Genomic DNA, 20,130 nt, shown 5'->3' with positions numbered 1-20,130 from the left:
TCCGCGCGCTTGCCGCGTCGCCAAGAAGCCGTCCCAAAATGGTGCAGAGGCGCGTATCCGCTAAAATCCGGGGTTTCCCGACATTCGGCGCGCAAGACGCGTGCACTACTGGAGACCCCGCCAATGTCCCTGTTTCGCAAGAAGAGCGTCGAGCACATGCTCGCGGCCAGCGCCCAGAACGCCGGATTGAAAAAGGCGCTCGGCGCGCTCGATCTGACCTTCCTGGGTGTGGGCGCCATTATCGGCACCGGCATTTTCGTGCTGACTGGCACGGGTGCCGTACAGGCCGGCCCGGCGCTGATGATCTCGTTCCTGATTGCGGCGGTCGCCTGCGGCTTTGCAGCACTCGCCTATGCCGAGTTTGCATCGACGATTCCGGTCGCGGGTTCCATCTATACGTACTCGTACGCGACGCTTGGCGAGCTGGCCGCATGGATCATTGGCTGGGACCTGATGCTCGAGTACGGGCTGGCGACTTCCGCCGTTTCGGTGGGCTGGTCGGGTTACCTGCAATCGCTGCTATCGGGGTTCGGCGTGGCGTTGCCGGTGGCGTTGTCGGCGGCGCCGGGCGCATTGCCGGGGCACGAGACCTTCTTCAACCTGCCGGCTTTCCTCGTGATGATGGCGATCACCGCGCTACTGTCGGTTGGCGTGCGCGAATCCGCGCGCATCAACAACGTCATGGTGGCGATCAAGGTGATTGTGGTGTTGCTGGTGATTGGCGTTGGCGTATTCCACGTGACGCCGGCGAACTGGCATCCATTCATGCCCAACGGCTGGAACGGCGTGTTCGGTGCGGCCGCGGTGATGTTCTTCGCGTTCATCGGATTCGATTCGGTGTCTTCCGCGGCTGAAGAGGTGAAGAACCCGAAGCGCGACCTGCCGATTGGGATTATTGCCTCGCTGGGCGTATGCGCGGTGTTGTACGTCGCCGTGGCGGCCGTGGTGACGGGGATTGTGCCGTCGGCGCAGTTCGCGAACATCTCGCACCCGGTGTCTTACGCGTTGCAGGTAGCCGGCCAGCCGTGGGTGGCGGGGTTCATCGACCTTGGCGCGGTACTGGGCATGCTGACTGTGATTCTTGTGATGGCATACGGCCAGACCCGCGTCATTTTCGCGATGTCGCGTGACGGGTTGTTGCCCGCCCGGCTTTCGCGGGTGCATCCGCGGTTTGCTACGCCGTTCTTTACGACGTGGCTGGTGGGGATTTTCTTTGGTTTGATTGGCGCGCTGGTGCCGTTGAATGTGCTGGCTGAGTTGATCAACATTGGCACGTTGGCTGCGTTTTCGATGGTGTCGATTGCGGTTCTTGTTTTGCGTAGGACGCATCCTGAACTGCCGCGGGCGTTTCGATGCCCGGGGGTGCCGGTTGTGCCTGTGCTCGCCGTTGCTGCTTGTCTGTTTTTGATGGTTAATCTTCAGGCTATTACCTGGGTGGCGTTTGTGGTTTGGCTTCTGATCGGGATGGTGATTTATTTTGGCTACTCGCGGAGGCATTCTAAGTTGGCTAAATAGAAGGGGGTTTTTGCCTTTGGCGGCGGCATTTCCTTGTGCCTGCGGCGTTGGCCTTTCCTTGTTTTCTTATTGGTTTATTAGCGTTCCCCCTGTGCGGGGGGGCACCTACTTTTCTTTGCCGGCCGCAAAGAAAAGTAGGCAAAAGAAAGCGGCTCCAACCGCTAACTCTTAAGCGGCTCTCCTGGCTTGGAGGGGATCGTGGCCCCGTAGAGATTGGGCCTGCGCACCTCCTCGCCTGAGTGACCAGGCTGTCATGCTTCCGGCGGCGCTGCGCGCGCCGAGGCGGTACTTCATAAAACCAATCCAATTGTTGTTTTCGGGCGCCTCGCCGAGGCGAAGCCGATGGTTCCCACCGCGCGCACCCGAAGCACCCGGTTTCCCTGGTGGACCCATCCGCGACGCACGCAGTGCGAAGTGGGAGCGGATGACGGCTGTGTCACAGACCGTTATGGACCGAGGTGTGATCCGTTAATCGCACCACCAGCCCCTCCAAGCCAGGGGACCCACTTAAGAGCTAGCGGTTTGAAGCCGCTTTCTTTTGCCTACTTTTCTTTGCGGCGGCGTAACTATTCAGCAGCAGCCAGAGGCGAAACGACGAACCCCGCGAAGCTCAGGGCCAGCGCATTGATGAGCGAACGGCCCTGTTTGCGTAGGGTAGCGAGGTAGGAGCGGATCGTGCAGAACGCCTGCATGCCCGACTCTGCGCGGAAGCATCCGGAGATTTTCTGTTTGAGTTTGGGCATGCGGATATCGCGTTCGGCCTGGTTGTTGTCGAATGGTACGCGGTACTCCGTAATGAAGCGCCACACCTCGCGCACGTGCGTGCGCAGGCGCGCGAGCAGGTTGTAGGGGAAGCTTTGCCTGACCCTGCCGCGGCGTTCCTTGCGGGTCGGCTCGCGCGCCTGCCGCGGATTGAGCCTTCGCGCCTGGGCAAGCAGTGCCCCGTTGCGTCGCCTGTAGTAGCGTTGACGCGGCTCATCCAGCGCTGTGGCGCCCGCGGCCTGACTGAGCTGAACTTCCCGCTTTGCCTGGCAAAGCAGGTCGATCATCTGCTGGGCCCACGGTTGCTCCGTGGACTCCAGCACAAAGACCAGTTCGCGCAGATGGTGTGCATTGCATAGTGCATGTTCACACTCGTAGCGCGCGTAGGGCCCCCAGCCGTCATGTACCGCGATTCCCGGAAAGCCAGGCAGAATGCCGAAGCTGTCCAGCGCCTCACTACCACGCTTGCGGTGTGAGCCATACCAGCTCAACGCGCCGGTCGAGGCGACGTGCAGCCAGTAAGGCGTGCGTCCTACGCGCATGCTGCTCTCATCGAAATGCACCACGGGCTGCTCGCGCAGCGTCTGCCTGATCTGTTCAACCGCTGGCGCCAGCAACCGGGCCGCCTGATCAATGCTGTGCTGCACGGTACCCGTACTCACATGCAGGCCAAACAGATCCGCCAGCGCCTGGGCGGTACGCGCAACCGGCAACTGCTGGTATTGCGTCAGATAGACCGCAGCGGCGCGCACCTGAGGACCATACTGAACCGCCTGGCTCACGCCCTCGGGAAACGCGCCTGAATGGTGCTTGCCGCAGCGGCACTGCGCGATCTGCACGCGATGCTCGGTCACCTCAAGGCGCGTGGGCGGCAGATCGATCACCTGACGACCTTCAGGCAGCACGGTGATGTGAGCGCAGTCGATCCGCTGTCCACAGGCGTCGCACACCGGCGCCACCGGATGAATCTCGATGTGATCGGGCTGCGCCACGCGTTTGAGCGTCTTCCCCGGGTGCCCGGGCTGCGCGCCGGGCTTTGCGCCGCTCGTGCCGCGCAATGACTTCGGCTTGCGCCTGGGCCCATCGCCTGACGGTGGTTTGCTGGAGTTATGACTGTCCTTCTCAAGCTTCGCCTCAAGCTCGTTCAGACGTCTCACCAGATCAACGATGAGCGCGTCCTTCTGCTCCGGTGTCAGGTCCTTGATGTCGGGCATCTTCGTCATGTCCTTCACTATGCACGGCCTGCCTCAGGTTTACAACAGCTGAATAGTTACGCGGCGGCAAAGAAAAGTAGGTGCCCCCCCGCACAGGGGGAACGCTAATAAACCAAAATGAAAACAAGGAAAGGCCAAAGAGGCCAGAACCTGGAAATGCCGCCGCAAAAGGCAAAAAACCCCTCATAGCGCCATCGTCAAATTTGTGCTTTACTTTTCGGCGGAACCATAAAAACGAAGCACCCCGCATCGGACCCTAGCAACAGGCAGCCGAAGGCAACAAAAACCGAAGGCAAGAAAAACCAAGGTCCGGTCTCACCCCATAGGAGACACTTCATGGCGATCAGCATCAGTCTGACGGTGAACGGCGCGCCCATCAGCGCCTCAATCGACCCTGGCACCCTGCTTGTCCAGTTCCTTCGCGAGCAACTGCGCCTCACCGGCACACACGTCGGCTGCGATACAGCCCAGTGCGGCGCCTGCACAGTCCACCTGAACGGCCGCGCGATCAAATCCTGCAACATCCTCGCGGTCCAGGCCGAAGGCGCAGACATCACCACCATCGAAGGGCTCGCCAAAGACGGCGCCATGCATCCCATGCAAGCGGCGTTCAAGCACTGTCACGGCTTGCAGTGCGGCTTCTGTACGCCCGGCATGGTGATGAGCGCGGTCTCGCTCGTCCAGCGTCAACCGAACCTCACCGGCGACGAAGTGCGCGCCCAGTTCGACGGCAACCTGTGCCGCTGTACGGGATATCACAACATCGTCAAAGCTGTGCTCGAAGGCGCGGAAGGCATGAAGTCCGACGCCACAGTCACCGCTCAAGCCACCGCCTAGGAGCCGACGATGAACGCACCCGAAACCCACAGCCTCATCGGCGCCTCCGTCGAACGTAAGGAAGACTATCGGTTCCTGACCGGCAACGGTCAGTACACCGACGACATCGTCCTGCCGCAACAAACCTACGCCATCTTCCTGCGCTCGCCCCACGCTCACGCGAAAATCAACAGCATCGATACCGCCGCGGCGAAACAGTCGCCCGGTGTCGTCGCCATCTTCACCGGCGCGGACATGGCCGCCGAAAACGTCGGCGGCCTGCCGTGCGGCTGGCTGATCCACAGCACCGACGGCAAGCCGATGAACGAACCGCCCCATCCGGTGATGGCACACACGAAAGCGCGCCACGTCGGCGATCAGGTCGCGCTCGTGATCGCCGATTCGATCAAGGCTGCGAAAGACGCCGCCGAGCTGATCGAGGTCAATTACGACGTGTTGCCGGCCGTGGTCGATACCGCGCACGCGGCCGACGCGGGCCAGCCCGCCGTTCACGACGAAGTCCCGGACAACATCTGCTACAACTGGGGCCACGGCGATAAAGCCGCGACAGACGCCGCGTTCGCCAAAGCCGCGCACGTCACCACGCTCGACATCGTCAACAATCGCCTGATTCCGAACGCGATCGAACCGCGCGCAGTCAACGCGAGCTATTCGCCGCAGGACGACAGCTACACGGTCTACGTCGCGAACCAGAATCCGCACGTGGAACGCCTGCTGATGGCCGCGTTCGTGCTCTCGTTGCCGGAGTCGAAACTGCGCGTCATCGCGCCCGACGTAGGCGGCGGCTTCGGCTCGAAGATCTTCCTGTATGCCGAAGACGTCGCGCTCACGTGGGCATCGAAAAAGATTCGCCGGCCGATCAAGTGGACCGCGGAGCGCTCAGAAGCCTTCGTCTCGGATGCGCATGGCCGCGATCACGTGACCAAGGCCGAGCTGGCGATGGACGCCGACGGCAAGTTCCTCGCGATGCGCATCCACACCATCGCCAACATGGGTGCCTACCTGTCCACCTTCGCATCGAGCGTGCCGACCATTCTGTACGCGACACTGCTCGCCGGGCAGTACGCGACGCCGGCGATTTATGCCGAGGTAAAAGCGGTCTTCACCAACACGGTACCGGTCGATGCCTATCGTGGCGCGGGCCGCCCCGAAGCAACGTACGTGGTCGAGCGCCTGGTCGAAACCGCAGCGCGCGAGATGAAGCTCGATCCTGCGGAAATCCGTCGCCGCAATTTCATCCGCGCCTTTCCGTACGCGACGCCGGTCGGCCTCACCTACGATACCGGCGACTACGACACCACGCTGAACCGTGCGCTCGAACTCGCGGACGTCAAAGGCTTCGCGGCACGCAAACAGGAATCCGAAAAGAACGGCAAACTGCGCGGCCTCGGCTATTCGTGCTACATCGAAGCGTGCGGTTTGGCGCCATCGAACATTGCAGGCGCGCTCGGCGCACGCGCCGGGCTCTTCGAAGTCGGGCAGATTCGCGTGCATCCAACCGGCTCCGTGACGGTATTCACCGGCTCGCATAGTCACGGCCAAGGGCATGAAACCACCTTCGCGCAAGTCGTCGCGGAGCGGCTCGGCATTGCGCTGGAAAGCGTCGAGATCGTCCATGGCGACACCGGGCGGATTCCGTTCGGCATGGGGACGTATGGTTCGCGCTCAATCGCAGTCGGCGGCTCGGCGATCATGAAAGCGCTCGACAAGATCGAAACCAAAGCGAAGAAAATCGCCGCGCATCTGCTCGAAGCCGCGGCGGAAGACATCGAGTTCAAGGACGGCGTCTTCCGCGTCGCGGGCACGGATCGGACCAAGGCCTTCGCCGATATTTCGCTCGCCGCGTATGTGCCGCACAACTATCCGCTCGACGTGCTTGAGCCCGGTCTTGAGGAAAGCGCGTTCTACGATCCGACCAACTTCACCTATCCGGCGGGCGCGTACATCTGCGAGATCGAGGTCGATCCTGATACGGGCGTATGCCGTATCCAGCAGTTCACCGCAGTCGACGATTTCGGCAACGTGATCAACCCGATGATCGTCGAAGGCCAGGTGCACGGCGGTCTTGCGCAAGGCATCGGCCAGGCCATGCTGGAGCGCTGTGTGTACGACAATGAAAGCGGCCAGCTGCTATCCGGCTCCTACATGGACTACGCGATGCCGCACGCGTCCGATCTGCCGAACTTCACCGTCGAAACCGCGAAGGGCACGCCGTGCACGCACAATCCGCTCGGTGTGAAGGGCTGCGGCGAGGCGGGCGCAATCGGCTCGCCACCGGCGGTGATCAACGCGATCATCGACGCACTCGCGCCGCTCGGCGTGACCGATCTGCAAATGCCGGCAACGCCGCATCGCGTATGGTCCGCGATCCGCGCCGCAGCGCAACCCCACTGAGATCCTGAGCGGAGCATTCGACATGTATTCATTCGAGTATCAACGCGCGACGGATCCCAAAGCGGCCGCCGCAGCCCTCACCGCCGACAGCAACGCGAAGTTTCTCGCCGGTGGACAAAGCCTCTTGCCGACCATGCGGCTGCGTCTCGCGCAGCCGTCGCAACTGATCGACGTGACGCGCATTCCCGCACTCAAAACGATCACCGTGGACGCGAAAACGGTCACGATCGGCGCCGCCGTCTGCCATGCGGATGTCGCGGATCACGCTGAACTGCGGCGCGTGTTGCCCGCGCTCGCGGATCTTGCGGCGCACATCGGCGATCGACAGGTGCGCGCCCTCGGCACAATCGGCGGCTCGCTTGCCAACAACGATCCGGCGGCGTGCTATCCGGCCGCCGCGATGGCTCTCGATGCGACCATCGTCACCGACCGGCGGCGCATCTCGTCGAGCGACTTTTTTGTTGGCATGTATGAGACCGCGCTGGCGCCCGACGAACTGATCACCGCGGTCGAGTTTCCCGTGCCCGAGCGGGCCGCGTACGAGAAATTCCGCAATCCGGCTTCGCACTTTGCGCTGGTCGGCGTGTTCGTGGCGAAATTCGCGAACGGCGTGCGCGTCGCGGTGACGGGCGCGGCCGCCTCGGTATTTCGCGTGCCGGAGCTGGAAAGCGCGCTGACGGCGAATTTCACGCCCGAGGCGGCACGCGCGGTCAGCGTCCCCGCCACCGACCTGAACACCGACATGCACGCCAGCGCCGACTATCGCGCGCATCTGATTCCGGTCCTGGCGGCACGAGCGGTGGTGAAGGCGAACGCCTAGCGGTAAGCGTTGTTGCGGCTTGACGTGACGGGTTGACGTGACGGGTTGACGTGAAATTACGTGACGTAGCCGCTTCGCGCGGCGCGTCGGCCGCGCCGTTTGCTTTCACCGTGCAGATTCAGGAACACCATGCAGCCTGCTTCAATCGACGAAACCGTCGCCCAACTCGTCACGCAGAACTACTTCGCCAGCCGCGAGCTCGCGACGGCGCTGTATCTCGCGCTGCGCATGGAACGGCCGCTGTTCGTCGAAGGCGAGCCGGGCGTCGGCAAGACCGAACTCGCCAAGGCGGCGGCCGGCATGCTCGGCACCACCATGTTGCGGCTGCAATGCTACGAAGGGCTCGACACCGCCAGCGCGCTGTACGAGTGGGACTACCCACGGCAGATCATGGCGCTGCGCCTCGCTGAGGCCGCTGGCGAGCGTCCCGGTAACGACACGCTGTATCGCAGCGAATTTCTGCTGAAGCGCCCACTTTTGCAAGCGCTCATGCCTGACGAAAATCATCCGGGCGCGCGACGTGTACTGCTGATCGACGAGATCGACCGTGCCGATGAGCCGTTCGAAGCATTCCTGCTGGAACTGCTTTCGGACTTCCAGGTATCGATTCCCGAATACGGCACCGTGTGCGCCGCGCAGCCGCCGCTCGTGGTGATGACCTCGAACCGGACGCGCGAAGTGCATGACGCGTTGAAGCGCCGTTGCCTGTATCAATGGATCGGCTATCCCGAGCGCGATCGGGAACTGCAAATCGTCGCCGCCCGTGCGCCGCACACGTCGACGGAATTGCAGCGGCGTGCCGTCGATTTCGTGCATCGGCTGCGCGGCATGGACCTGTTCAAGGCGCCTGGCATCGCCGAGACGATCGACTGGTGCCGCGCACTCGAAGCGCTCTCGGTGACGGAACTCGATCCGCAATCGGTGCAGAACACCTTGGGGGTGCTGCTCAAGTATCAGGACGATCTCGCGCGCGTCGACGCCGCGCAGATCGCGCAGTGTCTCGCGACGCCGGGGTAGCGGCAATGACGGACGCGGCCAGCGCGGGCAATCCGCATTCGGCAAACGGCGCGAGCACGGCCGACACGCCCACGCTTGCGCGCAACGTCGTCCATTTTGTGCGCGTGCTGCGCGGCGCCGGCTTGCCGATGTCGCCGGCACAAGCCGTCGATGCACTCGCCGCCTTGCACTGGATCGATCTCGACCGACGCGACGACGTGCGCGCCGCGCTCGCCGCCCTGCTGATTTCCGCGCCCGATCAACGCGATTTGTTCAACGCCGCCTTCGATCTGTTCTGGCGCGATCCGGACTGGGAAGGCAAGTTGCGCGCGCTACTGCTGCCGAAAGTCCGCGACGGCCTGCCGCCGCCCAAACGCAATAACCGTCTCGCCGATGCCCTTGCCGTGCGCGCGCCGCCCTCCCCGCATAGCAAGCCGCCTCAGGAGACGGAGCAGCACGAACTGCACGCGCATGTCACCTTCAGTGCGGAAGAGCGGCTGCGTCAGCGTGACTTCGAAACGCTTTCCGCCGATGAATGGCGCACCTTGCGTCACCTGATTCGTGGACAGCGTCTGCCGCTTGCGACTGAGCCGACGCGCCGTCTGAAGGCCGCGTCGCATGGCACGCATGCGGACTTGCGTGCCAGCGCCCGTCAGGCGGTGCGGGCAGGCGGCGACTGGACGGTATGGAAGTATCGCGCCGTGGTCGAGCGCAAACCGCCGCTTGTACTATTGCTCGATATATCCGGCTCGATGAGCAGTTATTCGCGCGCGGTGCTCTATTTCTGCCACGCGCTTTTGCAGTCGCGCGAGCGCTTGCAGGTGTTCCTGTTCGGCACGCGTCTCACCAACGCGACGCGTGCGCTGCGCGAGCGTGATCCCGATGTCGCGATCGCGACGCTTACCGAGCAGGTGGTCGACTGGTCCGGCGGTACGCGGATCGGAGCGGCGCTCGCCGAATTCAACCGCCGCTGGGCGCGACGCGTGCTGACTGGCCGGGCCACCGTGCTACTGGTGACCGACGGCCTCGATCATGAAGCGATCGACGTGCTCGACATCGAGATGTGCCGGCTGCGCCGCTTCGCACACCGTATCGTTTGGCTTAATCCGTTGTTGCGCTATAGCGGCTTTTCACCCAAGGCGCGCGGCGTGCAGGCGATCCTGCCTTATGTCGACGCGCACCGTCCGGTTCATAATCTAGACAGTCTGACGGCATTCGGCCGCGATCTCGCGCAGCTCACGCGCGCGCCTCGCATGCCGGCAGCAGCCAGGACAACCGCAGGAGCTTCGCGATGGAACTGACCGACACCCATACGCTGCCTGTTTCGCAGCAGCGCACGTGGGACGCATTGAACGACACCGAGATCCTGCGCGCCTCGATTCCCGGCTGCGAGAGCATCGATGCCGATGGCGAGAATGCCTACGCGGTGGTGCTGAGCGCATCGGTGGGTCCGGTGAAGGCGCGCTTCAAAGGGCGTATGCTGCTGACCGATATCGACGCACCGAACTCCTACACCATCGTTTTCGAAGGCCAGGGTGGCGCGGCCGGCTTCGGCAAGGGCAATACGCGCGTCACGCTCGAACCCGAGGGTGACGCCGCAACCCGGCTGACTTACACGGCGACGGCGCAGGTCGGCGGCAAGCTCGCGCAGATCGGTTCGCGCCTTGTCGACGGCGCGGCGCGTAAAATCGCTGGCGAATTTTTCAAGCGCTTCGGCGCGCTGGTCAGTGGCGACGGAGACGACGCCAATGTCCCGGACGACGGCGCGGGTGCTGCTGTCGACGCAGCGCCGCAGGCAACAGAATCGAATGAGGCCACGGACCCGGAGTCCGGCGGCGACGGAACGAAGAGGAAGAAATCATGGACAGCGTGGATCTCGAAGTCCTGAAGTCCAGCGCACGCTGGCTGGAAGAAGGACATCGCGCGCTACTGGTAACGGTGGTGAAGACGTGGGGTTCGTCGCCGCGTCCCGAGGGCGCGATGCTCGCGGTGCGCGACGATGGCCTGGTGGTAGGCTCGGTATCGGGCGGCTGCATTGAAGATGATTTGATCGACCGTGTGCGGCGGAAGGGCATCGAGCAGACGCGCCCGGAGGCGGTCAAGTACGGCATCACGGCTGAGGAAGCGCATCGCTTCGGCTTGCCTTGCGGCGGGACGATCCAGCTGGTGCTCGAGCCTTTGACGCCGCAAAGCGGCATTGCCGAGCTATGCAACGCGGTCGAGGACGGCCGGCTGATGGCGCGCGAAGTCGACATGACGAGTGGCGTGGTGCGGCTCGAAACTGCGTTGGCGACCGACGGCGTGCATTTCGACGGGGAGCGGCTGCTGACGATACACGGGCCGCGTTACCGGATGCTGGTGATTGGTGCGGGGCAGTTGTCGCGCTATCTGTGCCACATTGCTGTGGGACTGGATTACCAGGTGACCGTGTGCGATCCGCGTGAGGAGTACACCGAGGAGTGGAATATTCCCGGCACCAGGATTGTTCGGACCATGCCGGACGATACGGTGATGGAGATGAAGCTCGATGAGCGGTGTGCGGTGATTGCTTTGACGCACGATCCCAAGCTGGATGATCTTGCCTTGATGGAGGCGTTGAAGACGCCGGCTTTTTACGTCGGTGCTTTGGGATCCCGACGGAATAATCAGGCGCGGCGTGAGCGGTTGAAGGAATTCGATCTGAACGATACGGAGCTGGCCCGGTTGCATGGGCCAGTGGGGATTTATATTGGTAGTCGGACGCCGCCGGAGATTGCTGTTTCGATTCTTGCCGAGGTGACGGCGGCAAAGAATGGGGTGTCGTTGCCGACCTTACTACAGGTTGAGGGCGCTAAGGCCGCGCGGGAGGTTGCTGCTTCGGGTGGGGCGGTTTGTGGGGTTTAAATAGGGGTTTTTTGCCTTTTGCGGGCGGCATTTCCAGGTTCTGGCCTCTTTGGCCTTTCCTTGTTTTCATTTTGGTTTATTAGCGTTCCCCCTGTGCGGGGGGGCACCTACTTTTCTTTGCCGGCCGCAAAGAAAAGTAGGCAAAAGAAAGCGGCTCCAACCGCCAACTCTTAAGTGGGTCCCCTGGCTTGGAGGGGACTGTGGTGCGATTAACGGATCACACCTCGGTCCATAACGGTCTGTGACACAGCCGTCATCCGCTCCCACTCCACACTACGTGCGTCGCGGATGGGTCCACCAGGGAAACCGGGTGCTTCGGGTGCGCGCGGTGGGAACCATCGGCTTCGCCTCGGCGAGGCGCCCGAAAACAACAATCGGATTGGTTTTATGAAGTACCGCCTCGGCGCGCGCAGCGCCGCCGGAAGCATGACGGCCTGGTCACTCACGCGAGGAGGTGCGCAGGCCCAATCTCTACGGGGCCACGATCCCCTCCAAGCCAGGAGAGCCGCTTAAGAGTTAGCGGTTGGAGCCGCTTTCTTTTGCCTACTTTTCTTTGCGGCCGGCAAAGAAAAGTAGGTGCCCCCCGCACAGGGGGAACGCTAATAAACCAATAAGAAATGAAACACCAACCGCCGTAGGCACGACCAAAACAATGCCGCCGCCAAAGGCAAAAACCACCCCTTACATTAATCCACAAACCACAGCAGCAACCAAAGACCCCCCAACCAAAACCACCCCCACTACCCGCCGCTTATTAAGCTCAGTCCACAGCAAGACGCCAGTCACCGACAGCAATACCATTCCACCAGCGATCGTATCGATCAACAAAACCCACCCAACACTCAACCCCACTCCACGATGCAGATTATTCATCGTGGTAAGAAACGAATTCTGCGTGCGTTTCACCGCAACAAACCCATTCCCCACCCAGTACTCGGCCTGCACATTCTGCGTAGGCCCAAAAATCCCGACTTGCCAGAACTCCGGCTGAACAGTACTTCGATCCCCCCAGGCAACCGGATGCGCGGGCTCGCGCCGCGCCTTCCCTGGCTTGCCGTCGATTTTCAACTCGCCCTGGAGCCACTTCGCCATATCCATCGGCGAAGTCAGCTTCTTCGCCGGTAACGCAATCTGCATCTCTTCAACCTGCGGCTCGCCCGATGACACCTTCAACGGCCCGCCCCGGTGGTTCAGCAGAAAACCGGTCGCACCAAACATCAATCCAAGCACCGCGCCCCACAACCCCACCCAGCCATGCACCTTGCGCAACCACTTGATGAAGTTCGCCCGCCGTGAACGCTGCCGCCGTGCAGCCTGCTCCGCATCGTCCATCAAATGATGACCGCGCTCCACCACATGAGCGGTGTAACGCGTGCCGCTACCCGCAGCAGGTTTCATATCTGTCGAATCAGGCGCGTTCACATCCAGGCTCCAGCCGCAGCAAGTTGATCGCCAGCGCGTAACGGCCCGACGCACGCTCACACCAGCAGGAAAAGAAGGTTCGAAAGGAAGTGCCGGACAACCCGGCTTGCGGTCCAGGCCATCCGGCTGAAAAGCTGGCTGGCAGTCACAGAGGAGGAGAAATGTGACAGAAAGCTGGCGACGCCTTTCAATTGAGAATGGATATCATTACATAATTGGGGCGTTTCCTCAATCGCAACGCGCGGCATCCGCTTGACATCCAGGCGGCGCGAACCGACGCTAGGCAGCGATCTACTCAGATCCTGTCAGATCCCGTCAACGTTGCCGTTCGGATACCTGCCCGCCATGCGCCTCGCCCCTTTAGTCTGTTTGGCCTCCCTTGGCTGGCTTGCCGGCATCCATGTCGCAAGCGCGAGCGTGTCGGGGAAACTCGATGACCCCTATACGAACGAGGGCGAGACGCAAACCTTCACCGTCAGTGCCGACGGCTCATTCTCGAAGCTCGATTCGATGACGCTGCGCGTGAACAGCGAAGCAGGCGTCGCGCGAGTGGCGCAGCAATATGTCTGGTTCAACCGCAACATGGCGGACGTGCAGATCATCGAGGCCTATACGACGAGCGCCGACGGTGTGCGTCACGACGTACAGCCCGAGCAGATTCGCGACGTCCAGGAAGCGCGCTCGTTCGACGCACCAATGTTCCAGGACATCCAGGAAAAAGTGATCGTGTTCCCCGCAGTCGAGCCGGGCGCGCGCGTGCATCTCACCTATCGCAAGACGCAAAAGCAGCCGATCGTCCCCGGCGAATTCAGCGACTTCACGCCACCGGATCTCGCCCCGACCCGCAATTTCCGCCTGATCTACGATCTGCCCGCCGACAAACCGCTCTACGCCGACGCACGCGGCTTCACGGTTCTGCAGCCGGTCACGCACGATGGCCGCACGCGCTACGAATACCGCTATGACAAAGCGCATTTCAGCCGTCTCGAGCGCGGCTCGATTGCGTACGTGTCGTACGGCGACCGCCTGATGGTGTCAACCTTCCCCGACTACGCCGCGTTCGCGGCAACCTACAAGGCATCGGCCGCCGACCCAACGGCACGCGACGCCACCGTCACGCGTCTCGCGCAAAACCTCACGGCGCACGATCGCACGCAGCGCGACAAAGCCAAGACGCTCTACGACTGGGTGCGCCGCAATGTCCGCTATGTGGCGATCAACGTCGGGCGCGGCGCGGTGGTGCCGCACAACGCGAGTGCGATCCTCGCGAACCGCTACGGCGACTGCAAGGATCATGTGGCGCTGTACGGCGCAATGCTCGACGCCGTCGGCATTCGCAATGAACCGGCGCTGATCAGCAGCGGCACGATCTACACGCTGCCCGCGGTGCCGGGCTATGGGGTCATCAATCACGTGATCACGTGGCTGCCTGATTTGCAGCAATACGCCGACTCAACCGCGTCGAATGTTGAATTCGGCTTTCTGCCGTCGTCCGATATGAACCGGCCCACCGTACTCGTCGATCAGGGCGTGCTCGCCAACACGCCCGCCACCGCACTCATGACGCGCAGCACCGACCTGTCGATCAAGCTCGAGCCGGATGGCTCGGCGAGCTTCACATACCGTCTGGAGGCATCCGGCGCATCCGCTGAACAGGCGCGCGCCATGTTGCGCATGCAAACGCCGGCGCAACGTGAAGAGTCGATTCAGGCGGAATTGCGCAGCGCCAATCTGCGCGGCACCGCTACTCTCACCACCAATGACCTCACCGTCGCCGACGGCCCGCTGACCATCACGATGAAGGGCACGCTGGAGAGTCTCGTGGTGCCTGGGGCGGCGGCGTCGATTCCGGCGCTGACCAGTCTGGCCGGTGGCTTCGATGCGGATACCCGCTACTGGCTTGGCGAACGCCAGCGCACGCAGCCGTTCGTCTGCCACAACCTCGAATTGCACGAACGCGCGCGCATCGCCTTGCCGGCCAATTTTCGCGTGCTCGACATGCCGGAGGCGAAGCGAACCCAGGATCGTTTCGTCGACTTCCAGTCGCAGTACACATTCGATCCACCCAGCAACGTCGTCACGATGACGCGCGACGGCGCCACCCATTTCGCAGCCGACGTCTGCACGCCCGAAGACTTCGTACAGATGCGCCCGGCCATCGAAGCGATCGGGCGCGACGTGCGCGCCGAAGTGATCGTCAAATCGACGCCGGTGGAGTCGTCGAGCGTGGCGTCGCAGGCGCCCTAGGAACAGTCCAGGCGCCCTTAACGCGACACCACGATCAGACGGGCCAGAGCGGCCCTTCCTGCATCGCGCCGAGCTGCTCGCGCAGTTCGAGGATGCGGTCTTCCCAGTAGCGCTGGGTGTTGAACCACGGAAACGCCGCTGGAAACGCCGGGTCGTCCCAGCGACGCGCGAGCCAGGCCTGGTAGTGAATCAGCCGCAGCGTGCGCAATGCCTCGACCAGATACAGTTCGCGCGGCTCGAAGTCGCAGAAGTCCTCGTAGCCGGCCAGCAGATCCGCCAGCGCGCGCGATGCTTCGGCGCGCTCGCCCGGCAGCAGCAGCCACAAGTCCTGCACCGCAGGACCCATGCGGCTGTCGTCGAAGTCGACGAAATGTGGGCCGGCGTCGGTCCACAACACGTTGCTCGGATGACAGTCGCCATGCATTCGCAACATGCGAATCTCGCCGGCACGCTCGAACGCACGTTCCACCCCTTCGAGCGCAAGGTTCACCACCGTTTCCCACGCAGTGCGCACGTCGTCCGGAACGAAACGCTGTGACAGCAGGAAGTCGCGCGGTTCGTAGCCGAAGGTGTGGATGTCGAGTGTGGGGCGCTCGGTGTAGTTCTGCGTCTGCCCCACCGCATGGATGCGGCCAATAAAGCGCCCCAGCCATTCGAGCGTATCGCGTCGATCGAGATCGGGCGCTCGGCCGCCGCGGCGCTCGAAGATCGAGAACCGGAAGCCGTCGAAGGTATGCAGCGTACGGCCTTCAAGAGCGCGCGCCGACACCGCAGGAATCTCGCGCGCGGCGAGATCGGCGACAAAGGCGTGTTCTTCGAGAATGGCGGCGTCGGTCCAGCGCTCGGGGCGGTAGAACTTGGCGACCACCGGCGGGCCGTCTTCGACGCCCACCTGGTACACGCGGTTCTCGTAGCTGTTGAGCGGCAGCATGCGCCCGTCGGTGCGCACGCCGACCGTGCTGAGCACGCTGTCGAGCGCGTCGAGCACGATTTCCGGCTGGAGCCGGGCGAAAGGCACGGCGCTGTTGGCGCCGTCCTGTAGATCGGGAGTGTCGTCGTTCATGCCCGCATTGTGCGCCGCGCCGCCGTCAAAGACGAGGGCATCGGCTCACAAGGCACGGGCTTACAAGCCACTTACCACCACGAACCGGAGTCAACCCGCCTTCAATGTATCTGCGCGCTGGACGGGCGCACCTGCTCGCCCGTATCGATCAGGTCTTCAAGGAAAAAGGGTTCAGTGTTCAGATGTTCCGACGTGCCGGGTTCACCGGCATACCAGGCCACCATCGCCATGTCACCGAGAATGCGCATGACGATCCCGCGCGCGCCTTGCGGCACGGCGATATGCACCGATCGGACAATGGAACCGATTTGCATGATGTTTCCCCGTTTCTCCCATAGCCGGCTTTATGATTGCCACGCCGGTCAAGGTGATGATAAAAGCGTCGCTTCGTCAATAACGTTGCGTACGCACCCAATCTGCTGCGCGTAATACGCGTGAGAGGTTCGAGTCATTGTTCCCGTTTTGCGGGGCCGTGGAAAGCGCGAACTGAGGGCTGTTCACCCGTCGTTTCGCCCTATTCCCATTACAGCGCGCCGGGCCGATGATCTGGGCGTAAAGCGTCGTAACGAGACCATCATAAACCCAGCCGGGGCGATATATCAAAATCATGCACCATCAGAACGATCCGCTTGATCCACTCATTGTGCCCGCCGGCCCTCGCCGCGGCATACCTCATGGCCGCCATGCGCGCCACACCGGCGGCGCCGGCTTTCATCAAGCTCACTAGCCATGTGGATCGTTCGTCTGGCGCTGCGGCGCCCCTACACTTTTGTCGTGCTGGCCCTGCTTTTGCTGATCGTCGGTCCGCTGACGATTCTGCGCACGCCCACCGACATTTTCCCAAATATCGACATTCCCGTGCTGTCGGTGATCTGGTCGTATAACGGCCTGCCCGCTGACGAAATGGAAAAGCGCATCGTGCTGAACTACGAACGCGGGCTGTCGACCGCGGTCAACGATATCGAACATACGGAGTCGACTTCGCTCAACGGAATCGCGGTGGTGAAGATCTTTTTTCAACCGCACGCGAATATCGACGAAGCACTCGCCGAAGTCACCGCGCTGTCACAAACGCAATTGCGTTCGCTGCCGCCCGGCATCACGCCGCCAAATATCCTGCGCTATAACGCCTCGACGGTGCCGATCCTGCGCCTCGCGCTGTCGTCCGCTTCGCTCACCGAGCAGGAGCTATTCGACTTCGGCAACAACTTTCTGAAGACGCAACTCGCCACCGTGCCCGGCGCCTCGGCGCCGCTGCCGTACGGTGGCAAGCAGCGACAGATCATGGTCGATATCGACTCGCGCAAGCTGCAGGAGCGCAATCTGTCGCCGATGGATGTGGTCAACGCGGTCACCGCACAGAATCTGATCTTGCCCTCGGGCACCGCGAAAATCGGCGCGACGGAATACTCGGTGGAAATGAACGGCAGCCCGGATTCGCTCGCCGGCCTCAATAACATTCCGATCAGATCCACCGCGAACGGCACCGTCTATATCCGCGATGTCGCGCACGTGCGTGACGGCTTCCAGCCGCAGACCAACATCGTGCGCGTGAACGGCCAGCGCGCCGCGTTGCTGACCATCAACAAAAGCGGCAATACGTCGACACTCGAAATTGTCGATCGCATCAAGACCATGATGCCGACGCTGCGCAATCTCGTGCCTGCCTCGCTGAATATCGATCCGGTTGCCGACCAGTCGCTGTTCGTACGCGCCTCGGTGCAGGGCGTGTTGCGCGAGGCGCTGATCGCCGCGTGTCTGACGGGCCTGATGATCCTGCTGTTCCTCGGCAACTGGCGCGCGACCTTGATCATCGCGGTATCGATTCCGCTGTCGATGATCACGTCGATCATCGCACTGTCGATGCTCGGCGAAACCATCAATATCATGACGCTCGGCGGCCTCGCGCTCGCGGTCGGGATTCTGGTGGACGATGCGACCGTGGCAATCGAAAACATCAGCCATCAACTCGAACAGGGCAAGACGCTCGAGCAGGCGATTCTCGACGGCGCGCATCAGATTGCGATTCCGACCCTGGTCTCGACCTTGTCGATTTGCATCGTGTTCGTGCCGATGTTTCTGCTGACGGGCGTCGCGCACTATCTGTTCATTCCGCTCGCGGAAGCAGTGGTGTTCGCGATGCTGGCCTCGTATTTCTTCTCGCGCACGCTTGTGCCGACGCTTGCGAAATACCTGCTGCGGCATCACCACAAACCCGCGGACCTGCATCACGCGCCACAGCAAACACGCAATCCATTCATGCGCGTGCACTACGCGTTCGAAGGCGGCTTCGCGCGTTTTCGCGACCGCTATCGCGTGTTTCTCGAAGCACGGGTTGCGCGTCCGGGCCTTTTCGTAACGCTGTTTCTGGTCTGCTGTGGTGCCTCGATGCTGCTGATGCCGTTTCTCGGCCGCGACTTTTTCCCGCAAGTGGATGCCGGCACCATCGCGTTGCATCTGCGTGCCAAAACCGGCATGCGGGTCGAGGAAACCGCGGTGGTGACCGATCGCGTCGACACGCGGATTCGTCAGTTGATACCGCCGGGCGAGTTGCATTCGCTCATCGACAATATCGGTTTACCGGTCTCGGGCATCAATCTCTCGTACAGCAACACCGGCACGATCGGCACCTCGGATTCAGACATCCTGATCACGCTGAATCCCGATCACCATCCGAGCGCCGGCTACGTGCGCACGCTGCGCCGTACGCTCACCGACGAATTCCCCGGCGTACAGTTCGCATTCCTGCCGGCGGACATTGTGAGTCAGACGCTCAACTTCGGCATGCCGTCACCGATCGACATTCAGATTGTCGGGCGCGAGGTGGCCGGCAATCGCGCCTTCTCCGCAAAGTTGCTGAACCGCCTGCGCACAGTGCCGGGTCTCGCCGATGCGCGCATCCAGCAACCCGCCGATTTGCCGCGCATCTTTATCGACGTGGACCGTACGCGCGCGCAGCAAGCCGGTTTTTCGCAACGCGATATCGCGAGCAATCTGCTGATTACACTGTCCGGCAGCCAGCAGACCACGCCGACGTTCTGGCTCAATCCGCGTAACGGCGTCAGCTACAACGTGATCACGGAAGCACCGCAATACACGATCGATTCGCTGCAGTCGCTCGCCAACATTCCGCTGAACGCGAACGGGCGCAGCAACATTCTCGGCTCGCTCGCCACCATGAAACGCGAGGCGGGCAACGCCGTGCTGACGCACTACAACGCGCAAACCACCATCGACATTTTCGGCACCGCCGACGGCCGCGACCTGGGCGGCGTTTCCGACGACATCCGCAAGATCATCGACGACGCCAAAGCCGATCTGCCCAAAAGCTCGACCGTCGAGGTACGCGGCCAGGTCCAGACGATGAACGATTCGTTCTCAGGTCTGTTCGCGGGCCTCGTGTTCGCGATCTTGCTGGTGTACTTGCTGATCGTGGTGAATTTCCAGTCATGGCTCGATCCGTTCATCATCATCACGGCGCTGCCCGGCGCGTTGGCCGGCATTGTGTGGATGCTGTTCCTCACCCACACGACGCTGTCGATTCCGGCGCTGACCGGCGCGATCATGTGTATCGGCATCGCCACCGCGAACTCGATCCTCGTGATCAGCTTCGCGCGCGAGCAACTGCTCGAACACGGCGACGCCACGCGCGCGGCGATCGAAGCGGGCTTCACGCGTTTTCGTCCCGTGCTGATGACCGCGCTCGCGATGGTGATCGGCATGGTGCCGATGGCTATCGGTCTCGGCGAAGGCGGCGAGCAGAATGCGCCGCTCGGGCGCGCGGTGATCGGCGGCCTGACGATCGGCACGCTGGCCACACTGATCTTCGTGCCGGTGGTGTTCTCGATGATCTACCGGCGGCTTGCGGCGCGGCGTCAGCGTGCAGCCGAACACGTGGTGCAAAAGCCATGATGTCCCGCTTGCGCGCCGCACCAGCAACACGAAGCACAAGAGGCAGCCTCGACTGTCCAGTTATT

At 62.4% G+C, this 20,130-nt stretch carries 14 protein-coding genes; 10 read left to right on the top strand and 4 right to left on the bottom strand.

Features of this window, described 5'->3' with window-relative positions:
- The first annotated feature begins 123 nt into the window (after positions 1-123).
- Positions 124-1,515, top strand: a complete 1,392-nt coding sequence (bcaP, locus tag PQR27_RS00530) for a branched-chain amino acid transporter BcaP (protein WP_408521788.1) — start codon at positions 124-126, stop codon at positions 1,513-1,515.
- A 566-nt stretch (positions 1,516-2,081) separates the two neighbouring features.
- Here bcaP and tnpC read toward each other — a convergent pair.
- Positions 2,082-3,500: an IS66 family transposase gene (tnpC, locus tag PQR27_RS00525; RefSeq protein ID WP_408521787.1), complete on the bottom strand. Its 1,419-nt coding sequence runs from the start codon at positions 3,498-3,500 to the stop codon at positions 2,082-2,084.
- Positions 3,501-3,827: 327 nt separating this feature from the next.
- On the opposite strand from tnpC, the gene PQR27_RS00520 reads away from it, so the two are divergent.
- The 7 genes from PQR27_RS00520 (at position 3,828) to PQR27_RS00490 (ending at position 11,421) form a co-directional block, all read left to right on the top strand.
- Positions 3,828-4,328, top strand: a complete 501-nt coding sequence (locus PQR27_RS00520) for a (2Fe-2S)-binding protein (RefSeq protein ID WP_408521786.1) — start codon at positions 3,828-3,830, stop codon at positions 4,326-4,328.
- A gap of 9 nt (positions 4,329-4,337) precedes the next feature.
- Positions 4,338-6,722 (top strand): xanthine dehydrogenase family protein molybdopterin-binding subunit, encoded by a 2,385-nt coding sequence (locus PQR27_RS00515; RefSeq protein WP_408521785.1) that lies wholly within the window; start codon positions 4,338-4,340, stop codon positions 6,720-6,722.
- A 22-nt stretch (positions 6,723-6,744) separates the two neighbouring features.
- Positions 6,745-7,542: an FAD binding domain-containing protein gene (locus tag PQR27_RS00510; RefSeq protein ID WP_408521784.1), complete on the top strand. Its 798-nt coding sequence runs from the start codon at positions 6,745-6,747 to the stop codon at positions 7,540-7,542.
- A 129-nt stretch (positions 7,543-7,671) separates the two neighbouring features.
- Positions 7,672-8,559, top strand: coding sequence for an AAA family ATPase (locus tag PQR27_RS00505; RefSeq protein ID WP_408521783.1), 888 nt, complete (start codon positions 7,672-7,674; stop codon positions 8,557-8,559).
- A gap of 5 nt (positions 8,560-8,564) precedes the next feature.
- Entirely contained in the window at positions 8,565-9,839 is a 1,275-nt protein-coding gene (locus tag PQR27_RS00500) for a vWA domain-containing protein (protein WP_408525368.1), read from the top strand.
- Positions 9,830-10,426, top strand: a complete 597-nt coding sequence (locus PQR27_RS00495) for an SRPBCC family protein (RefSeq protein WP_408521782.1) — start codon at positions 9,830-9,832, stop codon at positions 10,424-10,426. The genes PQR27_RS00500 and PQR27_RS00495 overlap by 10 nt, the downstream gene beginning before the upstream one ends.
- Positions 10,399-11,421 (top strand): XdhC family protein, encoded by a 1,023-nt coding sequence (locus tag PQR27_RS00490; RefSeq protein WP_408521781.1) that lies wholly within the window; start codon positions 10,399-10,401, stop codon positions 11,419-11,421. The genes PQR27_RS00495 and PQR27_RS00490 overlap by 28 nt, the downstream gene beginning before the upstream one ends.
- Before the next feature lie 681 nt (positions 11,422-12,102).
- On the opposite strand, the gene PQR27_RS00485 is transcribed toward PQR27_RS00490, so the two are convergent.
- On the bottom strand, positions 12,103-12,843 hold the full coding sequence (locus PQR27_RS00485; RefSeq protein ID WP_408521780.1) for a PepSY-associated TM helix domain-containing protein: 741 nt from the start codon (positions 12,841-12,843) through the stop codon (positions 12,103-12,105).
- Between the two features lie 345 nt (positions 12,844-13,188).
- Here PQR27_RS00485 and PQR27_RS00480 point away from each other — a divergent pair, with 345 nt between their 5' ends.
- Positions 13,189-15,090, top strand: coding sequence for a DUF3857 domain-containing transglutaminase family protein (locus PQR27_RS00480; protein WP_408521779.1), 1,902 nt, complete (start codon positions 13,189-13,191; stop codon positions 15,088-15,090).
- Between the two features lie 34 nt (positions 15,091-15,124).
- On the opposite strand, the gene PQR27_RS00475 is transcribed toward PQR27_RS00480, so the two are convergent.
- Both PQR27_RS00475 and PQR27_RS00470 read right to left on the bottom strand, forming a co-directional pair.
- Positions 15,125-16,153, bottom strand: a complete 1,029-nt coding sequence (locus tag PQR27_RS00475) for a serine/threonine protein kinase (protein WP_408521778.1) — start codon at positions 16,151-16,153, stop codon at positions 15,125-15,127.
- Positions 16,154-16,254: 101 nt separating this feature from the next.
- On the bottom strand, positions 16,255-16,467 hold the full coding sequence (locus PQR27_RS00470; protein ID WP_144143966.1) for a hypothetical protein: 213 nt from the start codon (positions 16,465-16,467) through the stop codon (positions 16,255-16,257).
- 415 nt (positions 16,468-16,882) lie between these two features.
- Here PQR27_RS00470 and PQR27_RS00465 point away from each other — a divergent pair, with 415 nt between their 5' ends.
- Entirely contained in the window at positions 16,883-20,065 is a 3,183-nt protein-coding gene (locus PQR27_RS00465; protein ID WP_408521777.1) for an efflux RND transporter permease subunit, read from the top strand.
- The last annotated feature ends 65 nt before the right edge of the window (positions 20,066-20,130 follow it).

Source organism: Paraburkholderia fungorum (assembly GCF_046027215.1).
Classification (GTDB): domain Bacteria; phylum Pseudomonadota; class Gammaproteobacteria; order Burkholderiales; family Burkholderiaceae; genus Paraburkholderia; species Paraburkholderia fungorum_D.
This window is presented reverse-complemented; position numbering and strand designations above follow the sequence as displayed.